We start from the raw sequence: 16,950 nt of genomic DNA on the forward strand, positions 1-16,950 counted from the left end.
ACCGTCTTTCAGTATTTCACCATGAAGTGAAATAGATTATTCGGTATTAGCCCCGGTTTCCCGGAGTTATCCCAAACTATAAGGTAGGTTGCCCACGTGTTACTCACCCGTCCGCCGCTAACGTCAAAGGAGCAAGCTCCTTTTCTGTTCGCTCGACTTGCATGTATTAGGCACGCCGCCAGCGTTCGTCCTGAGCCAGGATCAAACTCTCCATAAAAAGAAATTTGATTAGCTCAAATTGTTTTGCTGGCATCATGTTTGATGTCCAAAATTTTGTTTCGTTCACTAACTCAAGGTTAGCTAGTAAAAACTTTATTGATTACGTTTTGCTTGTTCAGTTTTCAAGGTTCATTTTTTCATTTACTGCGTCACCTCTTGGCGACTTATACATAATAACATCGATTATTCATGAAAGTCAACACTAAATCATAAGTTTTTTTAGGAACTTATTTTTTCATATCAATTATGCCTCGGCTAATTGCGTCCGGAATCGGCTTTATGCTTAGGTCTGCAAATGTTTTTTGTGCGAAAGTGTAGCGTCTGTAGCACCGATGCAGGTCAGTTAGCCGTTATCGCATGGATGCGACGTGACAAAGCTTTGGGTCAACACGATGTTCTTAGACGTTTTCACAGGTAGTAGCTGAGATCCGCATTCATCTCACCGCCCAGGAAACATTTGTAGCTGACGTTTCACTTTCGCTACGAAAACATTTGCTGAAAGAAGTTAAAAATATAGAAACGAGGTCGTTAAGATGGTTCGTAAAACGTTGATTTCACTGTTTTTAATCGTAATACTATTTGTCTTTATAAAGCCGATAAATTCTACTATGATTTCTGTATTCAACATTGCTGATGCTCCAGCAGTTGTAACAAAAGGACATTATGGTACATCACTTATTGTCGAAATTTCTTTCTCTGATGACACCCTGTTGGACTGGCTTAAAACTGTAAAAGAACCTTATCCGCTTCTATTGTTAGATGCTGCATGGATTGAACGTTCACCTGAGCACCTAAAAATCATTCAAGAGCGAAAACTACCTACAGGATTATTAGGACCTGAGGATTCAGTAGATAAGCCAATTGATCTTGCCGTCGTTCAAAAAGATATTAAAATTTACGAAAAGCATTTTCAAAAAACACCACTTTGGTTTGCAACACGAAATCATCAGTATTCGCAGGATTTACAAAACAACTTATTTCAACAGCAGATGAATATACTTTCTCCCTCTCTCATCTGGAAAGGTGAAAAAACACCTAAATTACAAAAGGGAGATTTTGTTTTTATGTCTTTACACCAAAATAATAAGATCTCGTTTAAAGAGCTGAATACATTTCTACAACAAAATAAATTTATGTCGATTGAAGAAAATATATTCGGCTATAAAGTTCAAACTAAAAAATCACCATAAAAAAGAAGTTGCCTCCAAAAATAGAGGCAACTTCTTTTTATTATGCATTTTTAGCTTGTTCACGACGACGTGCTTTGCGGCGCGCTTCTAATTTTTGACGATCTTCTTCGGATTTTGCATTATATTTTGGTAATACTAATAATTGATAAGCATTTACAGCGAGAAGTGGGAATAGTAAAAGTGCAACATACTCGTTAATATTTTCATCACGACCCATTAATGCAATTGTCCATTCAAGTGTTGTAACGACAATCATAAAAAATAATGCCGAAATGAACACATGTTTTTTCCCTGTTAATTTTACTTTTTGAATGGCTGTTGCAATAGCACCTAATAGTAATACAATTAACAAACCAACATAGAATAACCAATTTTGACCATCTTTTACACCTGGTATAAAGCGGAAGAATATAATATCAAAAATAGTAATAGCAATTAATAACAGCTGTACCCAATTCCATAATGTAAGTGTTCTAAAAATATTTACTCCCACTTGATGAAGCGTTAAATAAGCAAAAAAGCCCGCTTGTGCAATAACACTCATCGTAAATCCTAAGAAAACCATCCATAAAAGCCCGGCAAAAAATTCGCCCCAGTGACCGTTTGTTATGTATGGTTGAAAGAAGTCCCATCGAATAAATAAACTGCAAAGTCCGTTGACTGCGCCACCAACGAGCATTGCAAAGAAGAAAAACTTTGCCCAATTTCGTATCGTCACAACTAAAAGTCCCCCAATTTCTAAATGTACATCTGTACTTATTTTAACAATGCATTGTTAAAAAAGCTATTTCTCATCGTAACCAATACATAAAGTCATCATAAATGTGAACAATAATTGAAAGAGTCTATTTATAGAAAGGACTGACGATTGATGCAAAAATTCTTCTTACTACTAATCCTAATGCTTTTTCTTTCTGCCTGTTCTTCACCAGATAAAGCCTCTACCATGTCCTATGATGAAATAAAAAAAATAATGATCGACTCTTTACAAACCGAGGATGGTAAAAAGGCGTTGCGAAAGCTTTTAGAAGAACCAAGTTTCCGTGAATTATTGGTTTTGGAGCATGATGAAGTGAAAAAAGCTACCGAAGCTACACTGCTTTCCAAAGAAGCAGAAGACTTTTGGAAGAAAACATTCGAAGATCCAAAGTTTAAAGAAACTGTAGCTAAAAGTATGCAAAAGCAGCAACAGGATATTATGAAGGAATTAATAAAAGATCCCTCTTTCCAAAAAGATATGGAAGCTTTCTTTGGCCAGCCAGATATGCAAAAGCAGTTAGAGACTATTTTAAAATCCTCCAATATGAGAAAACAAATGGAGGAAGTCGTCAAGGAAACGATTGAAAGTCCGCTTATGCAAACGAAATGGCAGGAGCTTATTAAGAAGAGCGGTGGCGAGACAGGTAAAGCTAGCGGCGGTAAAAAAGAGGCTGGTGGCAGTGGTGGAGGTAATGAGCAAAAAGGCTCTGAGTAACCACTCATATATGAAAAACGGATTTCCTCCATTGTTCGAGGAAATCCGTTTTCATTATTTATTTAATTTATTAATGATGTTCATCGCGATGTCTAAATAAATTTGTCCTGTTGTGTGTTTTTCAGCATAAACAGAAGGTGCAAAATCTTCCTCTGACCAGTCAGGCTGACCAAGAGGAATTTGACCAAGTAGCTCTGTACGTAATTCTTCTGCTAACTTAGGACCTCCACCTTGACCGAATACGAATTCACGATCACCTGATTTCGATTCATACCATGCCATGTTTTCAATAACACCTAAAATTTCATGATCTGTTTGTAAAGCCATTGCACCTGCACGAGCAGCAACGAACGCTGCAGTTGGATGCGGTGTTGTTACGACAATTTCTTTTGAAGAAGGAAGCATTTGGTGAATATCTAATGCAACGTCACCTGTACCTGGTGGTAAGTCCAATAGTAGATAGTCTAGTTCACCCCATTCTACATCACGGAAGAACTGATCTAACACTTTCCCTAACATTGGCCCACGCCATACAATCGGTGCGTTATTTTCAACAAAGAAGCCCATTGAGATCATTTTCACACCTAAACGATCAACAGGGAAAATTCGATTGTCTACCACTTTAGGCATATCTGTAACACCCATCATATCAGGCACACTGAATCCATAAATATCAGCATCAATTAAGCCAACTTTTTTACCTAGACGAGCTAATGCCACAGCTAAGTTAACCGAAACTGTAGATTTCCCTACACCGCCTTTACCAGAGGCAATTGAAATAACTTGGACTGTGCTAAGTGGAGATAAAATATCTTGTGCCTCAGCCTCAGTTGCTACACCACGGAAGCTTTGTAGTTTTTCTGCTGACAGCTCTTCGAAACGAATACCAACTGTACTTGCACCTGCTTCTTTCAGAGTTTCAACAATTTTCATTTGTAGCTGTAATTGTTCAGGTGTATTAGTTTTAGCAATCGCAATTTTTACACTGACATGATTCTTCTCTTCTTTTATTGCTACGTTTGTAATGCCGTCTGTTTCTGCAAATGATTTATGTAAAAATGGATCTTGTAGTTGTCCTAGTATTTCCCGTACTTGTTGTTCAGTTATCACGACGAACACTCCCCTTATATTATCTCAATGTTAGTATATCATATATGATTTGATTTACGTTGTGTTGTTGCTCTATTCAATTTTAGCTAATAAATACTCTTCTATACCTTCAACAATAGCATCTCCCATTTTTTCTTGGTATTTCTTATCAGTTAATAGTGCACGTTCCTCATCATTACTTATAAATCCTGTTTCTACTAGTGCAGCAGGTACCTCAGCTTTTTTCAGTAAATAGATTTGTTGTATAGACATTGCTTCTCGATCTGTATTTTTCAAATTAGTGCGAATGGAATCTTGAATGCTCTTTGCTAAAAATTCACTTTCAGCATGTCCTTCTTTATGATAAAACACCTGAGCTCCACGCCATTTTGTTTCAGGAATGGCATTTGCATGAATTGTAATAAAAATATCCGGTTTTTCTTTTTCTACTATGTCTTTTCTTAAAAAGATGTCCTGCTTTTTTCGTTCTCTCAATGTTCCAAACTTTTCTGATGTCGCGTGCTCATCAATAACATCGCCATCTTTTGTTCGTGTCATTACGACTGTTGCGCCTTTTTTCTTTAATTGCTTCTCCACATGCTGCGCAATTGCAAGTGTAATATCCTTTTCAATTACTTCGCCCTTTGAAGCACCTCCATCCTGACCTCCGTGTCCCGCATCAATGACAATTTTTATGCCACCAAGTGGGTTCGGTAAGAAGAAGTTACGGTTCGAAGCATTCGTTTCATATGCCACGACCACTATACTCATTAGCATAATTACTCCTAGTGCAAGCCAGCGCTTCACCCATATCCACCACCCTTTTACAGATAGTGTACGAAGTTAGTGATTGAACTATGCCAGAAAGTAAAAAAAACTCTCAAGTATTAAAGTTGAGAGTTTAAACTTGTAATGGAAGATACTTTATTAGTAATACTAAAACGGCATTACTCCATTAATAATACATGGACTAAAGCCGTTAATTTTTATTTTAGTGTAAATTCTGGTTTATACTTACCTGCATAAGGTTCATGCTCAACAAATACTGTTATATCCTTACCGTCTTTATCTTTACCAGTTCTGATATATGTGAATTTCTTATTATTTAGTTCAGTAATTTCGAGTACAACCCCATATTTATTTTCACCAATTGAAACATGAGCTCTTAATTTATTTCCATCGATCACATTAAAGTATCCATAGTCACCACGACTTTTACCTGTTTCAGGATTGAAAAATTCATATTTATTCGTATTAGCATCGTATTTCGCAATGCTAATAAAATTTGTATTATATTGTGTTACATCATTTTTACTTGTATCTAATACAACTGTTCCTTGCCAAAGTGTACCAGCTAAAATTTTATCTCCATCAACGTCCTGAACAATAGAGCCTGTAGAATTATTTAATTTTTTATCTGGTGCAGTAAATGTTAAATGTTTTTCCTTATAAGGGACATGCTCAACAAATACCTCTACATCGCTACCATTTGCATCTTTCCCCATTCGTTTATAAGTAAACATTGAATTTGTTAGCTTAGTAATAGCCACAATTTCTTGATAATTTTTCGTTTCTGAGATCAATATTCTACGCTTTCCATCATTCGTAATAAAGAAAATCCCTTTATCGTCGATGCTTCCAGCTGTATTCGGATCGAAGAATTCATAGCGTCCTGAATTAGCGTCATATTTCGCTAGGCCCATTAAATTTGAATTTTCCGCTGTTAAGTCTTTATTATTTTTATCGTAAACTTTTGTGGCTTGCCAATCTGAACTACTAAGAATTTCAGCATTTGCTTGACCGTCTGTTATTTCTACCTGTCTTTGGTCTGCCTTATTTCCTGTTCTTACTTCTTCAGTTTTTTTTACATCAGTCTTATTACCACATGCACCAAGAAGCGCCATTGCCGCAATGGATAATATTAATAGCTTTTTCATATATTGACCTCCATTTTCAGAATTACCAACTTGAAAATAGTATCAGCCATTTCTATATAAATTACACATCGTAATTGCTATTTATACAACAACAGTGCCACAGGATATTTTGAAACACTTGAACTTGAAGTATCAAAACATTAAAAAACCCCTTCTCGAAAATTCGAGAAAGGGCTTGTAAACGTTGATATAACAACGATATTAACGTTTTGAGAACTGAGGTGCACGACGAGCGCCGCGTAGACCTGGTTTTTTACGTTCTTTCATGCGTGAATCACGAGTAAGTAATCCAGCAGATTTTAATGCAGCACGGAAATCTGGGTCTACTTGAAGTAGAGCACGAGCGATACCGTGACGTACTGCACCAGCTTGACCAGTGTATCCACCACCGTTAACGTTTACGTGGATGTCATAGCTTCCTGTAGTTTCAGTAGCTACTAATGGTTGCTTAATTACTTCACGTAATGCAGCGAATGGTACGTATTCTTCGATTTCACGTTTGTTGATAACAATTTTACCTGTACCTGGTACTAAACGTACGCGAGCTACAGAGCTTTTACGGCGACCAGTGCCGATGTATTGAACTTGTGCCAAAGTAATATCCTCCTCTTAATTTATATTATCCGCGAAGCTCGTATGCTTCTGGTTTTTGTGCAGCATGTGGATGCTCTGTTCCAGTGTAAACGTTAAGTTTAGTGAACATTTTGCGACCTAAAGAGTTTTTAGGAAGCATCCCTTTAATTGCTAATTCGATCATTCTTGTTGGGTACTTGTCTAGCATTTCACCAGCAGTACGAGTTTTTAAACCACCCGCAAATTGAGTATGGTGACGGTATAGTTTACCCTCTAATTTGTTACCAGTTAAATGGATTTTGTCAGCGTTGATGATGATTACGTGATCACCTGTGTCAACGTTTGGTGTGAATGTTGGTTTATGTTTACCACGTAAGATAGCAGCTACTTCAGAAGCTAAACGTCCAAGAGTTTGGCCTTCTGCATCAACTACTAGCCATTTACGGTCTACTTCGTGACCTTTAGCCATGAATGTTGTACGCATGTATATATCCTCCTAATCGATTCGATTACCGTTATTTTTCATTAGACTACACTATAAGTTTTCGGGGCTTATTTGTGGTGGTAATGAAAATACCATCTGTTATCATATAATGAATGACTTTTAAAGTCAAGCAATTTCAATAAACACCTGGCGAAGTTGTTCAGATTCATTGATTGGTTAAATTAGGGCTTTTATGAGCCTTCATTTTTAAAATAATAATGTTATTTCGTGTCAAAAATTTTATACCATTATAATGGCTCATCACCAAAACGAGTGGTTGATTTCCGTTCCGACTGGGCGCTTTCCTGGGGGCGTCCGATGAGCCGCTTCGCTACGCTGCAGGGTCTCATCTGTGACGCTGATCCCCGAGGAGTCGCCCAGTCTCCACTCCAATCAACTTATCCTCATGATATACGTTAAACAAATGACAGCCCAACTTTGGATAAGCCATTTTAATAAAAGACTTTCTCAAGATATAGGCCTTGTGGAGGTGCAGTCTTACCCGCCTTATCGCGATTCATAGATTGAACGACTAACCCCACGTTCTCAATGTCACGACGTCCTATACCAACTTCCCAAAGTGTGCCTGCAATGATGCGTACCATATTATATAAGAAGCCATTTCCTTCAATCACCATATGAAGCTCTTCACCATACCACTCAAATTGTAGTGTAGTCACTGTACGGACCTTATCTTTGACACTTGTATTGGCTGCACAAAAGCATGAAAAGTCATGTGTACCGATAATAGCCTTTGCTGCCTCCTTCATTGCCTCAACATTTGGTTTCACACCATTTGTCTCTACAGTGTATTGTCTGCGGAATGGACTTTGTACAGGCTCACATGACCATATATATCGGTACCGCTTTCCTGTTACACTGTAGCGCGCATGAAAATCAGCAGCTACTTCTTCCATCGACATTACTCGAATATCTCTTGGCAGTTGAACATTTAATGCCTTCATGTATTTATCTACCGGAATCGCTAGTGGTGAATCAAAATGCAATGTTTGGCCTGTTGCATGTACCCTCGCATCTGTACGTCCACTAGCTGTTACCTTTATCTTTTCCCCTTTATGCATAATGGCTAGAACACGCTCAACCTCAGCCTGTACTGTGCGTTCTCCAGGCTGTACTTGATACCCAGAAAATTGCGTTCCATCATAACTTATAATTGCTTTTAATCGTCGCATAAAGCTTACTCCTTTTAACTTCTATAGAAGAATAGTAAAACGGCCATTGCTACTAATAACACAAGTGAAAATGTATCACTCATATCCCATTTTAGCTTGCGATACCTCGTACGCCCTTCGCCTCCACGGTAACCTCTTACTTCCATAGCTGTTGCTAAATCTTCGGCTCGTTTAAAAGCACTGACAAAGAGAGGAACCAGTAATGGCACAACCGCTTTAAGGCGATCTTTAATTGGCCCAGAAGATAAATCTGAACCACGTGCCATTTGTGCTTTCATAATTTTATCTGTTTCATCCATTAACGTTGGAATAAAGCGCAATGAAATAGACATCATCAAAGCCAACTCATGTACTGGCACTTTCACCGCTTTTAATGGATTTAACAGTACTTCAATACCATCCGTAATGGAAATTGGTGATGTTGTAAGCGTTAAAATAGATGTCATAAACACTAGAACTAGGAAACGTATCGAAATAAAGATCCCTTGACGAATACCTTCTTCGTAAATAGTAATAAACTTCCACTCAAATACTAATGCACCTTCTTTCGTCATAAATATATGAATTAAGAAGGTAAATGCCATTAAAAAAATTACTGGTTTTAGACCATTAATTAAAAAATATAAACGAATATTTGATATTAGCACAATGAGTAAAGTAAAAGCTAATAACAAGGCATATGTCACTGTGTTGTTTGCTAAAAAAACAATAATAATGAATGCAAACACAAATATAAGCTTTGATCGTGGATCGAGCTTATGAACTGGAGAATTTCCGGGAAGGAAGCGACCAAATATCATTTTCTCCATCATGACTGTCCACGCTCCTCTCTTAGTACCCGAGCAATTTCAGCTGCTAGCTCTTCTTCGGTTAAGCAGATCTTTGAGAAGGATTTGTTTATCATTGCTTCGATTTTTTGTTGAAAGCGTACGATACGGGGTGGTTCTAAGCGGAAATTTTTTAATGTCTCTACATCTTTAAAAATTTCTTGCGGTGTGCCACTTAGTACATTTTTCCCTTCATGCATAATGACAATATTGTCTGCATAACGAGCTGCGTCCTCCATACTGTGCGTTACAAGAATCGTCGTTAGGCCGCGTTCCTTGTGTAGCTTATAAAACATATTCATAATCTCTTTCTGACCGCGTGGATCAAGCCCTGCAGTTGGTTCATCTAAAACAATAACTTCAGGTTCCATCGCTAAAACGCCTGCAATTGCTACCCTGCGCATTTGTCCGCCTGATAAATCAAAAGGTGATTTTTCAAGTATGTTCTCTGGTAAGCCGACTAAGCCTATAAGTTCTTTTGCTCGTGCTTCTGCCTCTTGCTCTGATACACCAAAATTCATAGGGCCAAACATAATATCCTTTAATACGGTTTCTTCAAACAGCTGATGCTCCGGGAATTGAAACACAATACCAACCTTATGACGTACAGCCTTTAAATCCTTCGCCTTTTTCCCAGCTACAACAATACGATCTCCTATATGTACTTCCCCAGAGGTTGGTCTTAGAAGTGCATTGAAATGCTGAAGAATTGTCGATTTACCGGAACCTGTATGTCCGATAATTGCCTGATACGTATGTGAAGGGATTTCAAAATCCACATCGAATAATGCACGTTTTTCAAAAGGTGTACCCTGTGAATAGGCATAGCTTACTTGTTGAAGTTTGATGTCCATAAATCATTCACCAACTCTTCTTCTGTCATATGTTGTCCCATTAATGGAACACCTTCCTTTTGTAGTAACTTTGATAACTTCATGGCAAATGGTAAGTCTAGTCCAAACTCAACTAACTTGTCCCCAAGTGCAAAAATTTCACCAGGTGTACCCTCAGCAAATTTCTTTCCATCATTCATAAAGAGAACACGATCTGCAAGCATAGCTTCCTCTAAATCATGCGTAATAGATATTACCGTTAACCCTGTTTCAGCACGTAAAGTTTGAACAGTGTGTAATACCTCAGCACGCCCCTGTGGATCTAACATAGAAGTAGCTTCATCTAATATAAGGAGCTTGGGTTTCATCGCAAGTGCACCTGCAATAGCAACACGCTGCTTTTGACCACCTGATAAGTGATGTGGCTCATGGTCTAAAAAATCGCTCATTTTTACTTGCTCAAGTGCCGCATGTACACGTTCTACCATCTCTTCAAACGGTACTCCGTTATTTTCAAGAGCAAAAGCAACATCATCCTGCACTGTCGCTCCAACAAATTGATTGTCTGGATTTTGGAAAACCATGCCTATCTGTGAACGGCTTTCCCATAGGTTTTCTTCACTTAATGGTTCTCGTAATATACGTACATCGCCCTGCTGTGGGTATAACAAACCATTCATAAGCTTTGCAATGGTGGATTTACCAGAACCGTTATGGCCAACAATGGCAATCCATTCCCCTTCTTGAACCGCAAAGCTTACATTTTCAACAGCATTGCGACTTTCTTTTTCTTCTGGTGTATATGAAAATGTCACATTATTTAATGATAAAATTTCTGGCATTTCTAGAACTCCTCTCTACATGCTCAGCTCTACTAACTAACTTACACTTTTTTATGTATGAATTCTACTACAATCATTATGTCAATAAAAGAAAAGTGCTAAAATCACTTTTCATTTATTTTTTTAAAACAAATAGGACTAAATATAATTTATAGAATACATCAAATATTTGTGTGGAGCACCTCAAACATTACCGTAACTGCATTCTATAAATCAGCCTATAAAAAAAAGCACCACTAAATTGGCGCTATCATACTTCCCTAAAAAATAAAAAAGCGCGCACCTCATTCGAAATGCGCTAGTCGTTACATTTTCAAGAAACACGGGTGCTCAAGCCCTTGTTCCATTTGAATGAGGTACGGAGAGCTAAACGAGACGCCACACAACAGTGTCCGCTCATCATAACGCTCAGCTTAATTATTTGTCGTATAAATCGTTTATAAAGAAAGAGGGTGATGATTCCACCCTCTTCATCACTTGTCTTCTCTAATGATTAAACTAATTCAATCACTACAACAGGTGCACCGTCACCACGACGAGGACCTACTTTAAGAATACGAGTGTAACCACCTTGACGCTCTGCATAACGTGGTGCAACATCATCAAATAACTTTTGAAGTGCAAATGAAGTTGTTTCGTTACCTTCTGCATCAGTAGTTGTTACTAGTTCACGACGGATGAATGCAGCAGCTTGACGGCGTGCATGTAAATCACCGCGTTTACCTAAAGTAATCATTTTTTCAACAGCTTTACGTACTTCTTTAGCGCGAGCCTCAGTAGTTTCGATACGCTCGTTGATGATTAAATCAGTAGCTAAGTCACGTAACATCGCTTTACGTTGAGAACTTGTACGACCAAGTTTTCTGTAACCCATGGATGTTTCCCTCCTTTATAAAAAAATATCTGATCTTGTAAGTTTTGTTTAAATCGCTTAGTCTTCTTTGCGTAACCCTAAACCAAGCTCTTCTAACTTCGCTTTTACCTCTTCAAGTGACTTACGTCCAAGGTTACGAACTTTCATCATATCGTCTTCTGACTTATTCGCAAGCTCTAGTACTGTGTTAATACCAGCGCGTTTTAAGCAGTTGTAAGAACGGACAGAAAGATCAAGTTCTTCGATAGTCATCTCTAAAACTTTTTCTTTTTGATCTTCTTCTTTTTCGACCATGATTTCAGCTGTTTGTGCCTCATCTGTCATGCCAACGAAGATGTTTAGATGCTCGGTTAAAATTTTTGCTCCGAGCGAAATCGCCTCTTTCGGACCGATGCTACCATCTGTCCACACATCAAGAGAAAGTTTATCGTAGTCAGAAGACTGACCTACACGAGTATTTTCCACTTGGAAATTGACGCGTGATACTGGAGTGTAAATAGAGTCGATCGGGATCACGCCGATAGGAAGATCCTCACGTTTGTTTTGATCAGCAGGAGTGTAACCACGGCCGCGTTGTGCGTACATACGCATACGTAAATGACCGTTTTTAGCGATTGTTGCAATATATAGATCCGGGTTTAAAATTTCTACATCACTGTCATGTGTAATGTCAGCAGCTGTAACTGTACCATCGCCTTTTACATCAATCTCAATAACTTTTTCTTCGTCAGAGTAGATTTTAAGAGCTAGTTTTTTCACGTTCAAAATAATTGAAGCTACATCCTCTACAACGCCTTCTACAGTTGAGAATTCGTGAAGAACACCGTCAATTTGAATTGAAGTGACAGCAGCTCCTGGTAATGAAGACAGAAGGATACGACGTAAAGAATTACCCAAAGTGTTTCCATATCCGCGTTCAAGCGGTTCTACAACAAACTTTCCATATTTGGAATCTTCGCTGATCTCCACCGTTTCAATCTTTGGTTTTTCAATTTCGATCATTTTATTTACCCTCCTTCAAAACATCGAATGTATAGGTTCTTTCCATCATAGATTCGATCGTCAATGACGTATCGTTTATTATCTGCACAAGACAGTCTGTACAAAAAATGATGTTCTCATACAATATGAGACGCACCCATTACACGCGACGACGTTTTGGCGGACGGCAACCATTATGAGGAACTGGAGTAACGTCTTTAATAGCAGTTACATCTAAACCAGCAGCTTGAAGTGCACGAATTGCAGCTTCACGACCTGCACCAGGACCTTTAACAGTTACTTCCAACGTTTTCAGACCATGTTCAAGGGATGATTTAGCAGCAGTCTCTGCAGCCATTTGAGCAGCGAATGGTGTAGATTTACGTGAACCACGGAAACCAAGAGCACCAGCACTTGACCAAGATACAGCGTTACCTTGCATATCTGTAATCGTTACGATTGTATTGTTAAATGTAGAACGAATGTGTGCGATACCAGATTCGATATTCTTTTTCACACGACGTTTACGAGTTTGTTGTTTACGAGCCATGTTAAGAAGGAACCTCCTTTACTTATTATTTTTTCTTGTTCGCTACAGTTTTACGAGGACCTTTACGCGTACGCGCATTGTTCTTCGTATTTTGACCACGAACAGGTAAACCACGACGGTGACGGATACCACGGAATGAACCGATTTCCATCAGACGTTTAATATTTAATGAAGTTTCGCGACGTAAGTCACCTTCAAGTTTGTATGAGTCTAATTGTTCACGGATTTTGTTTAACTCATCTTCAGTTAAGTCGCGTACGCGTGTATCTTCTGAAATACCTGCGTCAGCTAATACTTTCTGAGCTGTAGTTTTACCAATACCGTAAATGTAAGTTAATGAAATTACCACGCGTTTGTCGCGAGGAATGTCAACACCAGCAATACGTGCCATGTACGTTGTGCACCTCCTTTAAAATTATCCTTGTTTTTGTTTGTGTTTAGGATTTTCACAAATTACCATTACTTTACCGCGTCGGCGAATTACTTTACATTTTTCGCAGATCGGTTTTACAGATGGTCTCACTTTCATCTAACCTAACCTCCTTAGTAGTCCGGAGCGCAAAAGATTATTTAAAACGGTATGTGATACGACCGCGAGTTAAATCATAAGGTGATAACTCGATAGTAACCTTATCTCCAGGTAGAATACGGATAAAGTGCATACGAATCTTACCAGAAACGTGTGCTAGAATTACATGTCCATTTTCTAATTCTACCTTAAACATCGCGTTTGGCAAAGTCTCAACAACTGTCCCTTCGACTTCAATTACATCATCTTTCGCCATCTACTCTGTCTCCTCTCTATATGCAAATTAAAGTTCTCATCGTTACATCAAACGGATATCTGCTGCAACTATAGAAGCAACCTCGTTTCAACATATGTTTGGATTGTATGAGAGATGTTTGAAAGACGCTCGTCTGGTTTCGCTTCACACAATCCACGGAACATACAGAACCATTAAGGGCACTGAACCTCCCATGTTTACACGAATACCGGAATGTCTTTGATGAGATATTCATACCCGTTACACAGATGCTTCCACGAAACCCATTATACTCTTTCAAAAGTCATGTTGCACTTTTTAAAAGAAATATATACCGGGCACAATATGCTTTTGCAACTCTCAAAAAATTATGTTTCGTTGTTGCTCCCGCATGCCTCCCGCGGAAGCAGTATTCTGCGCCCGGAGCCGGGTATCAGCTGCGGCTGCCCTGTAATAGAGCATCAAGATCAGCAAACACTTTGTTAATATCTTGCTGTCCATCAATATTTGTTAACACACCTTTAACTTCATAGTAGTCAAGTAAAGGTTGTGCTTGTTTCATATTTACTTCCAGACGGTTTGCAACCGTTTCAGGATTATCATCCGCACGTGTATAAAGCTCGCCACCATCTTTATCACATTTCCCTTCCTCAGCTGGAGGATTGAAAACAAGATGATAAGATGTACCGCAAGTTTTACAAATACGACGACCTGACAGACGAGCAACTAGCTCATCTTTTTCAACTTGAATGTTAATTGTATGCTCAATAGCTTTACCAAGATCAGCAAGAATGCTGTCTAAAGCTTCAGCTTGAGGAACAGTACGTGGGAATCCATCTAGTAAGAAGCCCTTTTCACAATCATGTTTAGCAAGTCGTTCTCGAACAATACCAATCGTTACTTCATCAGGTACTAGAGCACCTTGATCAATAAACGATTTAGCTTGCAAGCCAAGTTCTGTACCATCTTTCATAGCAGCACGGAACATATCGCCTGTAGAAATATGAGGAATCGCGTACTTCTCAACAATTTTATCTGCCTGTGTACCTTTACCAGCACCTGGCAGACCCATTAAAACGATATTCATACGGAAATAATCCTCCCACAAAAGGTTTGCTGATTTCAGGAAACGATAAAACGTTCCCTAAAAACCAACATTACTTCATAAAGCCTTTGTAGTGACGTTTAACAAGTTGAGATTCTAGCTGTTTCATCGTTTCCAGCGCTACGCCGACTACGATAATAATACTAGTACCACCGATCTGCACTGTGGCAGGTAGTTTCATAATGTTTATGAATATAACCGGCATTACTGAAATAACAGTTAAGAAAATCGCACCGACAAATGTCAGACGATATAACACGCTTGTTAAATACGTTTGCGTACTTTCACCCGGACGAATACCTGGAATGTAAGCACCTTGCTTTTTCAAGTTATCTGCCACATTTTCTGGATTCACTTGTACGAATGCATAGAAATATGTGAACGCGACGATCAATGCAATGTAAACAATCATCCCAACAGGTTTAGAATAATCAAACGTGTTCTCAATGAATGTTGTTACAGCACCTTCGCCAAAGAACGGAGCTAACGTACGTGGTGTCATCAGAAACGCTGATGCAAAGATTACCGGAATAACCCCTGCAGCATTTACTTTTAACGGTAAATGCGTTTGTTGAGCACCAGTTTGTTGGTTACGTCCAGTAACTCGTTTTGCATATTGAATTGGAATTTTACGTAGTGCTTGTTGCACGTAAATAACACCAACAACAACTGCAAGCAAAACTAAAATAAGTAAACCAAGAATTACTAGATTGATAAATAGCTTATCTCCAGCGCCCTCGATTTGCTGTGCATAGATTTGGTTAATGCCATTCGGTAATGCCGCAACGATACCTGCGAAAATTACAATTGAAATACCATTCCCAACACCATGCGCAGTAATTTGTTCAGCAAGCCATACTAGGAATGCTGTACCCGCCGTTAATACAATAGAAATCGTAACATACGTTAAAATTCCTTCTTCTTTAATCAATGATCCACCATACATTTTGTTAAAACCAAATGACATTGCAAATGATTGAATAAAGGCAAGAACAATTGTAAAGTAACGAGTAAATTGAGCAAGTTTACGTCTTCCGACTTCACCTTGCTTTGCCCACTCAGCAAATTTCGGTACTACGTCCATTTGCAATAACTGAACAATAATTGAGGCCGTGATGTATGGATATATTCCCATCGCGAAGATAGAGAAGTTTTTCAAAGCACCACCGCCGAAAGTATTTAGGAAACCAACGAGATTGAACTCATCAGTTACCTTTAATACATTAGCGTCAACGTTTGGTACCGGTACAAACGTACCAATACGGAAAACGATTAACATTAAAAGAGTGAAAATGATTTTATTTCGTATATCTCGAACACGCATAAAGTTAGAGATCGTCTGAAACATTAAATCACCTCAGTAGTTCCGCCGGCATTCTCGATTGCTTCTTTAGCTGAAGCAGAGAATTTATGAGCTTTTACTGTAAGCTTTTTATCAAGAGTTCCGTTTCCAAGAACTTTAATTCCAGCTTTTTCATTGCTCACTAAACCTGATTCAAGTAATAATGCAGTTGTTACTTCTGCACCATCTTCAAAACGGTTTAATGTGTCAAGATTAACGATCGCGTACTCTTTACGGTTAATGTTAGTAAAGCCGCGTTTCGGTAAACGACGGAATAAAGGGTTTTGACCACCTTCGAATCCAGGGCGTACACCGCCGCCAGAACGAGAGTTTTGACCTTTATGACCTCTACCTGCAGTTTTACCGTTACCAGAACCGATACCGCGACCTACGCGGTTACGTACTTTACGGGAACCTTCTGCTGGTTTTAACTCATGAAGTTTCATATTGGATGGCACCTCCTTGTTCGTTAATTAAAAATTAGTTTTCTTTTACAGTAACTAAGTGAGCTACTACATCAATCATACCGCGAGTAGCTGCATTATCAACTTTCTCAACAGTTTGGTTTAATTTACGTAAACCTAGTGCTTCAATAGTTTTGCGTTGTGCTGGTTTAGAACCAATCACAGATTTTGTAAGGGTGATTTCTAATTTGTTAGCCATTATCTTTCCC

General features: G+C 38.6%; 22 protein-coding genes, 1 rRNA gene and 1 pseudogene. 2 read left to right on the forward strand and 22 right to left on the reverse strand.

All coding sequences use genetic code 11. The features are described 5' to 3' along the window. Positions 1-217: ribosomal RNA gene (locus C7Y47_RS17065) — 16S ribosomal RNA — on the reverse strand; the annotation flags it as partial. Positions 218-752: 535 nt separating this feature from the next. On the opposite strand from C7Y47_RS17065, the gene C7Y47_RS17070 reads away from it, so the two are divergent. Further along, entirely contained in the window at positions 753-1,409 is a 657-nt protein-coding gene (locus C7Y47_RS17070; protein WP_142509878.1) for a hypothetical protein, read from the forward strand. Between the two features lie 40 nt (positions 1,410-1,449). On the opposite strand, the gene C7Y47_RS17075 is transcribed toward C7Y47_RS17070, so the two are convergent. After that, entirely contained in the window at positions 1,450-2,127 is a 678-nt protein-coding gene (locus C7Y47_RS17075; protein ID WP_142509879.1) for a KinB-signaling pathway activation protein, read from the reverse strand. Positions 2,128-2,280: 153 nt separating this feature from the next. Here C7Y47_RS17075 and gerD point away from each other — a divergent pair, with 153 nt between their 5' ends. Continuing rightward, positions 2,281-2,883 carry a spore germination lipoprotein GerD gene (gene gerD / locus C7Y47_RS17080; RefSeq protein WP_142509880.1) on the forward strand — a complete coding sequence of 201 codons (603 nt, stop codon included), beginning with the start codon at positions 2,281-2,283 and terminating at the stop codon, positions 2,881-2,883. 54 nt (positions 2,884-2,937) lie between these two features. Here the strand turns inward: gerD and C7Y47_RS17085 are convergent, their stop codons facing one another. The 20 genes and pseudogenes from C7Y47_RS17085 to rpmD all read right to left on the reverse strand — a co-directional run bounded on the left by C7Y47_RS17085 (position 2,938) and on the right by rpmD (position 16,940). Further along, complete coding sequence (locus C7Y47_RS17085; RefSeq protein WP_142509881.1) at positions 2,938-3,993, reverse strand: P-loop NTPase; 1,056 nt, start codon at positions 3,991-3,993, stop codon at positions 2,938-2,940. Between the two features lie 72 nt (positions 3,994-4,065). Further along, positions 4,066-4,779, reverse strand: coding sequence for an N-acetylmuramoyl-L-alanine amidase (locus tag C7Y47_RS17090; RefSeq protein ID WP_142509882.1), 714 nt, complete (start codon positions 4,777-4,779; stop codon positions 4,066-4,068). A gap of 179 nt (positions 4,780-4,958) precedes the next feature. Continuing rightward, positions 4,959-5,909 (reverse strand): DUF4822 domain-containing protein, encoded by a 951-nt coding sequence (locus C7Y47_RS17095; protein ID WP_142509883.1) that lies wholly within the window; start codon positions 5,907-5,909, stop codon positions 4,959-4,961. Between the two features lie 201 nt (positions 5,910-6,110). After that, positions 6,111-6,503 (reverse strand): 30S ribosomal protein S9, encoded by a 393-nt coding sequence (gene rpsI, locus C7Y47_RS17100; protein ID WP_004233744.1) that lies wholly within the window; start codon positions 6,501-6,503, stop codon positions 6,111-6,113. Positions 6,504-6,528: 25 nt separating this feature from the next. Beyond that, positions 6,529-6,966 carry a 50S ribosomal protein L13 gene (rplM, locus tag C7Y47_RS17105; protein ID WP_049662886.1) on the reverse strand — a complete coding sequence of 146 codons (438 nt, stop codon included), beginning with the start codon at positions 6,964-6,966 and terminating at the stop codon, positions 6,529-6,531. A gap of 452 nt (positions 6,967-7,418) precedes the next feature. Continuing rightward, positions 7,419-8,159, reverse strand: a complete 741-nt coding sequence (gene truA / locus C7Y47_RS17110) for a tRNA pseudouridine(38-40) synthase TruA (RefSeq protein ID WP_142509884.1) — start codon at positions 8,157-8,159, stop codon at positions 7,419-7,421. Positions 8,160-8,173: 14 nt separating this feature from the next. Continuing rightward, on the reverse strand, positions 8,174-8,971 hold the full coding sequence (locus C7Y47_RS17115) for an energy-coupling factor transporter transmembrane component T family protein (RefSeq protein WP_142509885.1): 798 nt from the start codon (positions 8,969-8,971) through the stop codon (positions 8,174-8,176). Continuing rightward, positions 8,968-9,840, reverse strand: a complete 873-nt coding sequence (locus C7Y47_RS17120) for an energy-coupling factor ABC transporter ATP-binding protein (protein ID WP_142509886.1) — start codon at positions 9,838-9,840, stop codon at positions 8,968-8,970. The genes C7Y47_RS17115 and C7Y47_RS17120 overlap by 4 nt, the downstream gene beginning before the upstream one ends. Continuing rightward, entirely contained in the window at positions 9,816-10,661 is an 846-nt protein-coding gene (locus C7Y47_RS17125; RefSeq protein WP_142509887.1) for an energy-coupling factor ABC transporter ATP-binding protein, read from the reverse strand. The genes C7Y47_RS17120 and C7Y47_RS17125 overlap by 25 nt, the downstream gene beginning before the upstream one ends. A gap of 493 nt (positions 10,662-11,154) precedes the next feature. Continuing rightward, positions 11,155-11,535 (reverse strand): 50S ribosomal protein L17, encoded by a 381-nt coding sequence (gene rplQ, locus C7Y47_RS17130; RefSeq protein WP_012296051.1) that lies wholly within the window; start codon positions 11,533-11,535, stop codon positions 11,155-11,157. Positions 11,536-11,592: 57 nt separating this feature from the next. Then, positions 11,593-12,537 carry a DNA-directed RNA polymerase subunit alpha gene (locus tag C7Y47_RS17135; protein WP_004233733.1) on the reverse strand — a complete coding sequence of 315 codons (945 nt, stop codon included), beginning with the start codon at positions 12,535-12,537 and terminating at the stop codon, positions 11,593-11,595. A 139-nt stretch (positions 12,538-12,676) separates the two neighbouring features. Continuing rightward, entirely contained in the window at positions 12,677-13,066 is a 390-nt protein-coding gene (gene rpsK, locus C7Y47_RS17140) for a 30S ribosomal protein S11 (protein ID WP_142509888.1), read from the reverse strand. Between the two features lie 25 nt (positions 13,067-13,091). Then, the gene (rpsM, locus tag C7Y47_RS17145) at positions 13,092-13,457 is read right to left on the reverse strand and encodes a 30S ribosomal protein S13 (RefSeq protein ID WP_049662875.1); all 366 of its coding nucleotides are present in this window, start codon (positions 13,455-13,457) and stop codon (positions 13,092-13,094) included. 24 nt (positions 13,458-13,481) lie between these two features. Then, complete coding sequence (gene rpmJ, locus C7Y47_RS17150) at positions 13,482-13,595, reverse strand: 50S ribosomal protein L36 (protein WP_000868344.1); 114 nt, start codon at positions 13,593-13,595, stop codon at positions 13,482-13,484. Between the two features lie 37 nt (positions 13,596-13,632). Further along, the gene (gene infA, locus C7Y47_RS17155) at positions 13,633-13,851 is read right to left on the reverse strand and encodes a translation initiation factor IF-1 (protein WP_004233690.1); all 219 of its coding nucleotides are present in this window, start codon (positions 13,849-13,851) and stop codon (positions 13,633-13,635) included. Positions 13,852-13,937: 86 nt separating this feature from the next. Then, positions 13,938-14,015: pseudogene (locus C7Y47_RS17160) on the reverse strand (type I methionyl aminopeptidase); the annotation flags it as partial. A gap of 248 nt (positions 14,016-14,263) precedes the next feature. Then, positions 14,264-14,917: an adenylate kinase gene (locus C7Y47_RS17165; protein WP_142509889.1), complete on the reverse strand. Its 654-nt coding sequence runs from the start codon at positions 14,915-14,917 to the stop codon at positions 14,264-14,266. Positions 14,918-14,987: 70 nt separating this feature from the next. After that, positions 14,988-16,283 (reverse strand): preprotein translocase subunit SecY, encoded by a 1,296-nt coding sequence (gene secY / locus C7Y47_RS17170; protein ID WP_142509890.1) that lies wholly within the window; start codon positions 16,281-16,283, stop codon positions 14,988-14,990. Beyond that, a complete protein-coding gene (rplO, locus tag C7Y47_RS17175; RefSeq protein ID WP_142509891.1) occupies positions 16,283-16,723 on the reverse strand; it encodes a 50S ribosomal protein L15 in 441 nt (146 codons plus the stop codon). The genes secY and rplO overlap by 1 nt, the downstream gene beginning before the upstream one ends. 34 nt (positions 16,724-16,757) lie before the next feature. Further along, positions 16,758-16,940 carry a 50S ribosomal protein L30 gene (rpmD, locus tag C7Y47_RS17180; RefSeq protein ID WP_142509892.1) on the reverse strand — a complete coding sequence of 61 codons (183 nt, stop codon included), beginning with the start codon at positions 16,938-16,940 and terminating at the stop codon, positions 16,758-16,760. Positions 16,941-16,950 lie beyond the last annotated feature (10 nt).

The organism is Lysinibacillus sphaericus (genome assembly GCF_006864135.1).
GTDB lineage: Bacteria > Bacillota > Bacilli > Bacillales_A > Planococcaceae > Lysinibacillus.

Bases quoted from the DNA above. Each gene is read 5' to 3' on its own strand.
- C7Y47_RS17070 (WP_142509878.1), top strand. From the start codon at position 753: ATGGTTCGTAAAACGTTGATTTCACTGTTTTTAATCGTAATACTATTT.
- rplQ (WP_012296051.1), bottom strand. From the start codon at position 11,535: ATGGGTTACAGAAAACTTGGTCGTACAAGTTCTCAACGTAAAGCGATG.
- truA (WP_142509884.1), bottom strand. From the start codon at position 8,159: ATGCGACGATTAAAAGCAATTATAAGTTATGATGGAACGCAATTTTCT.
- rpmD (WP_142509892.1), bottom strand. From the start codon at position 16,940: ATGGCTAACAAATTAGAAATCACCCTTACAAAATCTGTGATTGGTTCT.
- C7Y47_RS17165 (WP_142509889.1), bottom strand. From the start codon at position 14,917: ATGAATATCGTTTTAATGGGTCTGCCAGGTGCTGGTAAAGGTACACAG.
- C7Y47_RS17125 (WP_142509887.1), bottom strand. From the start codon at position 10,661: ATGCCAGAAATTTTATCATTAAATAATGTGACATTTTCATATACACCA.
- rpsK (WP_142509888.1), bottom strand. From the start codon at position 13,066: ATGGCTCGTAAACAACAAACTCGTAAACGTCGTGTGAAAAAGAATATC.
- C7Y47_RS17115 (WP_142509885.1), bottom strand. From the start codon at position 8,971: ATGATGGAGAAAATGATATTTGGTCGCTTCCTTCCCGGAAATTCTCCA.
- rplO (WP_142509891.1), bottom strand. From the start codon at position 16,723: ATGAAACTTCATGAGTTAAAACCAGCAGAAGGTTCCCGTAAAGTACGT.
- C7Y47_RS17135 (WP_004233733.1), bottom strand. From the start codon at position 12,537: ATGATCGAAATTGAAAAACCAAAGATTGAAACGGTGGAGATCAGCGAA.
- rplM (WP_049662886.1), bottom strand. From the start codon at position 6,966: ATGCGTACAACATTCATGGCTAAAGGTCACGAAGTAGACCGTAAATGG.
- C7Y47_RS17095 (WP_142509883.1), bottom strand. From the start codon at position 5,909: ATGAAAAAGCTATTAATATTATCCATTGCGGCAATGGCGCTTCTTGGT.
- C7Y47_RS17120 (WP_142509886.1), bottom strand. From the start codon at position 9,840: ATGGACATCAAACTTCAACAAGTAAGCTATGCCTATTCACAGGGTACA.
- secY (WP_142509890.1), bottom strand. From the start codon at position 16,283: ATGTTTCAGACGATCTCTAACTTTATGCGTGTTCGAGATATACGAAAT.
- rpmJ (WP_000868344.1), bottom strand. From the start codon at position 13,595: ATGAAAGTGAGACCATCTGTAAAACCGATCTGCGAAAAATGTAAAGTA.
- gerD (WP_142509880.1), top strand. From the start codon at position 2,281: ATGCAAAAATTCTTCTTACTACTAATCCTAATGCTTTTTCTTTCTGCC.
- rpsM (WP_049662875.1), bottom strand. From the start codon at position 13,457: ATGGCACGTATTGCTGGTGTTGACATTCCTCGCGACAAACGCGTGGTA.
- infA (WP_004233690.1), bottom strand. From the start codon at position 13,851: ATGGCGAAAGATGATGTAATTGAAGTCGAAGGGACAGTTGTTGAGACT.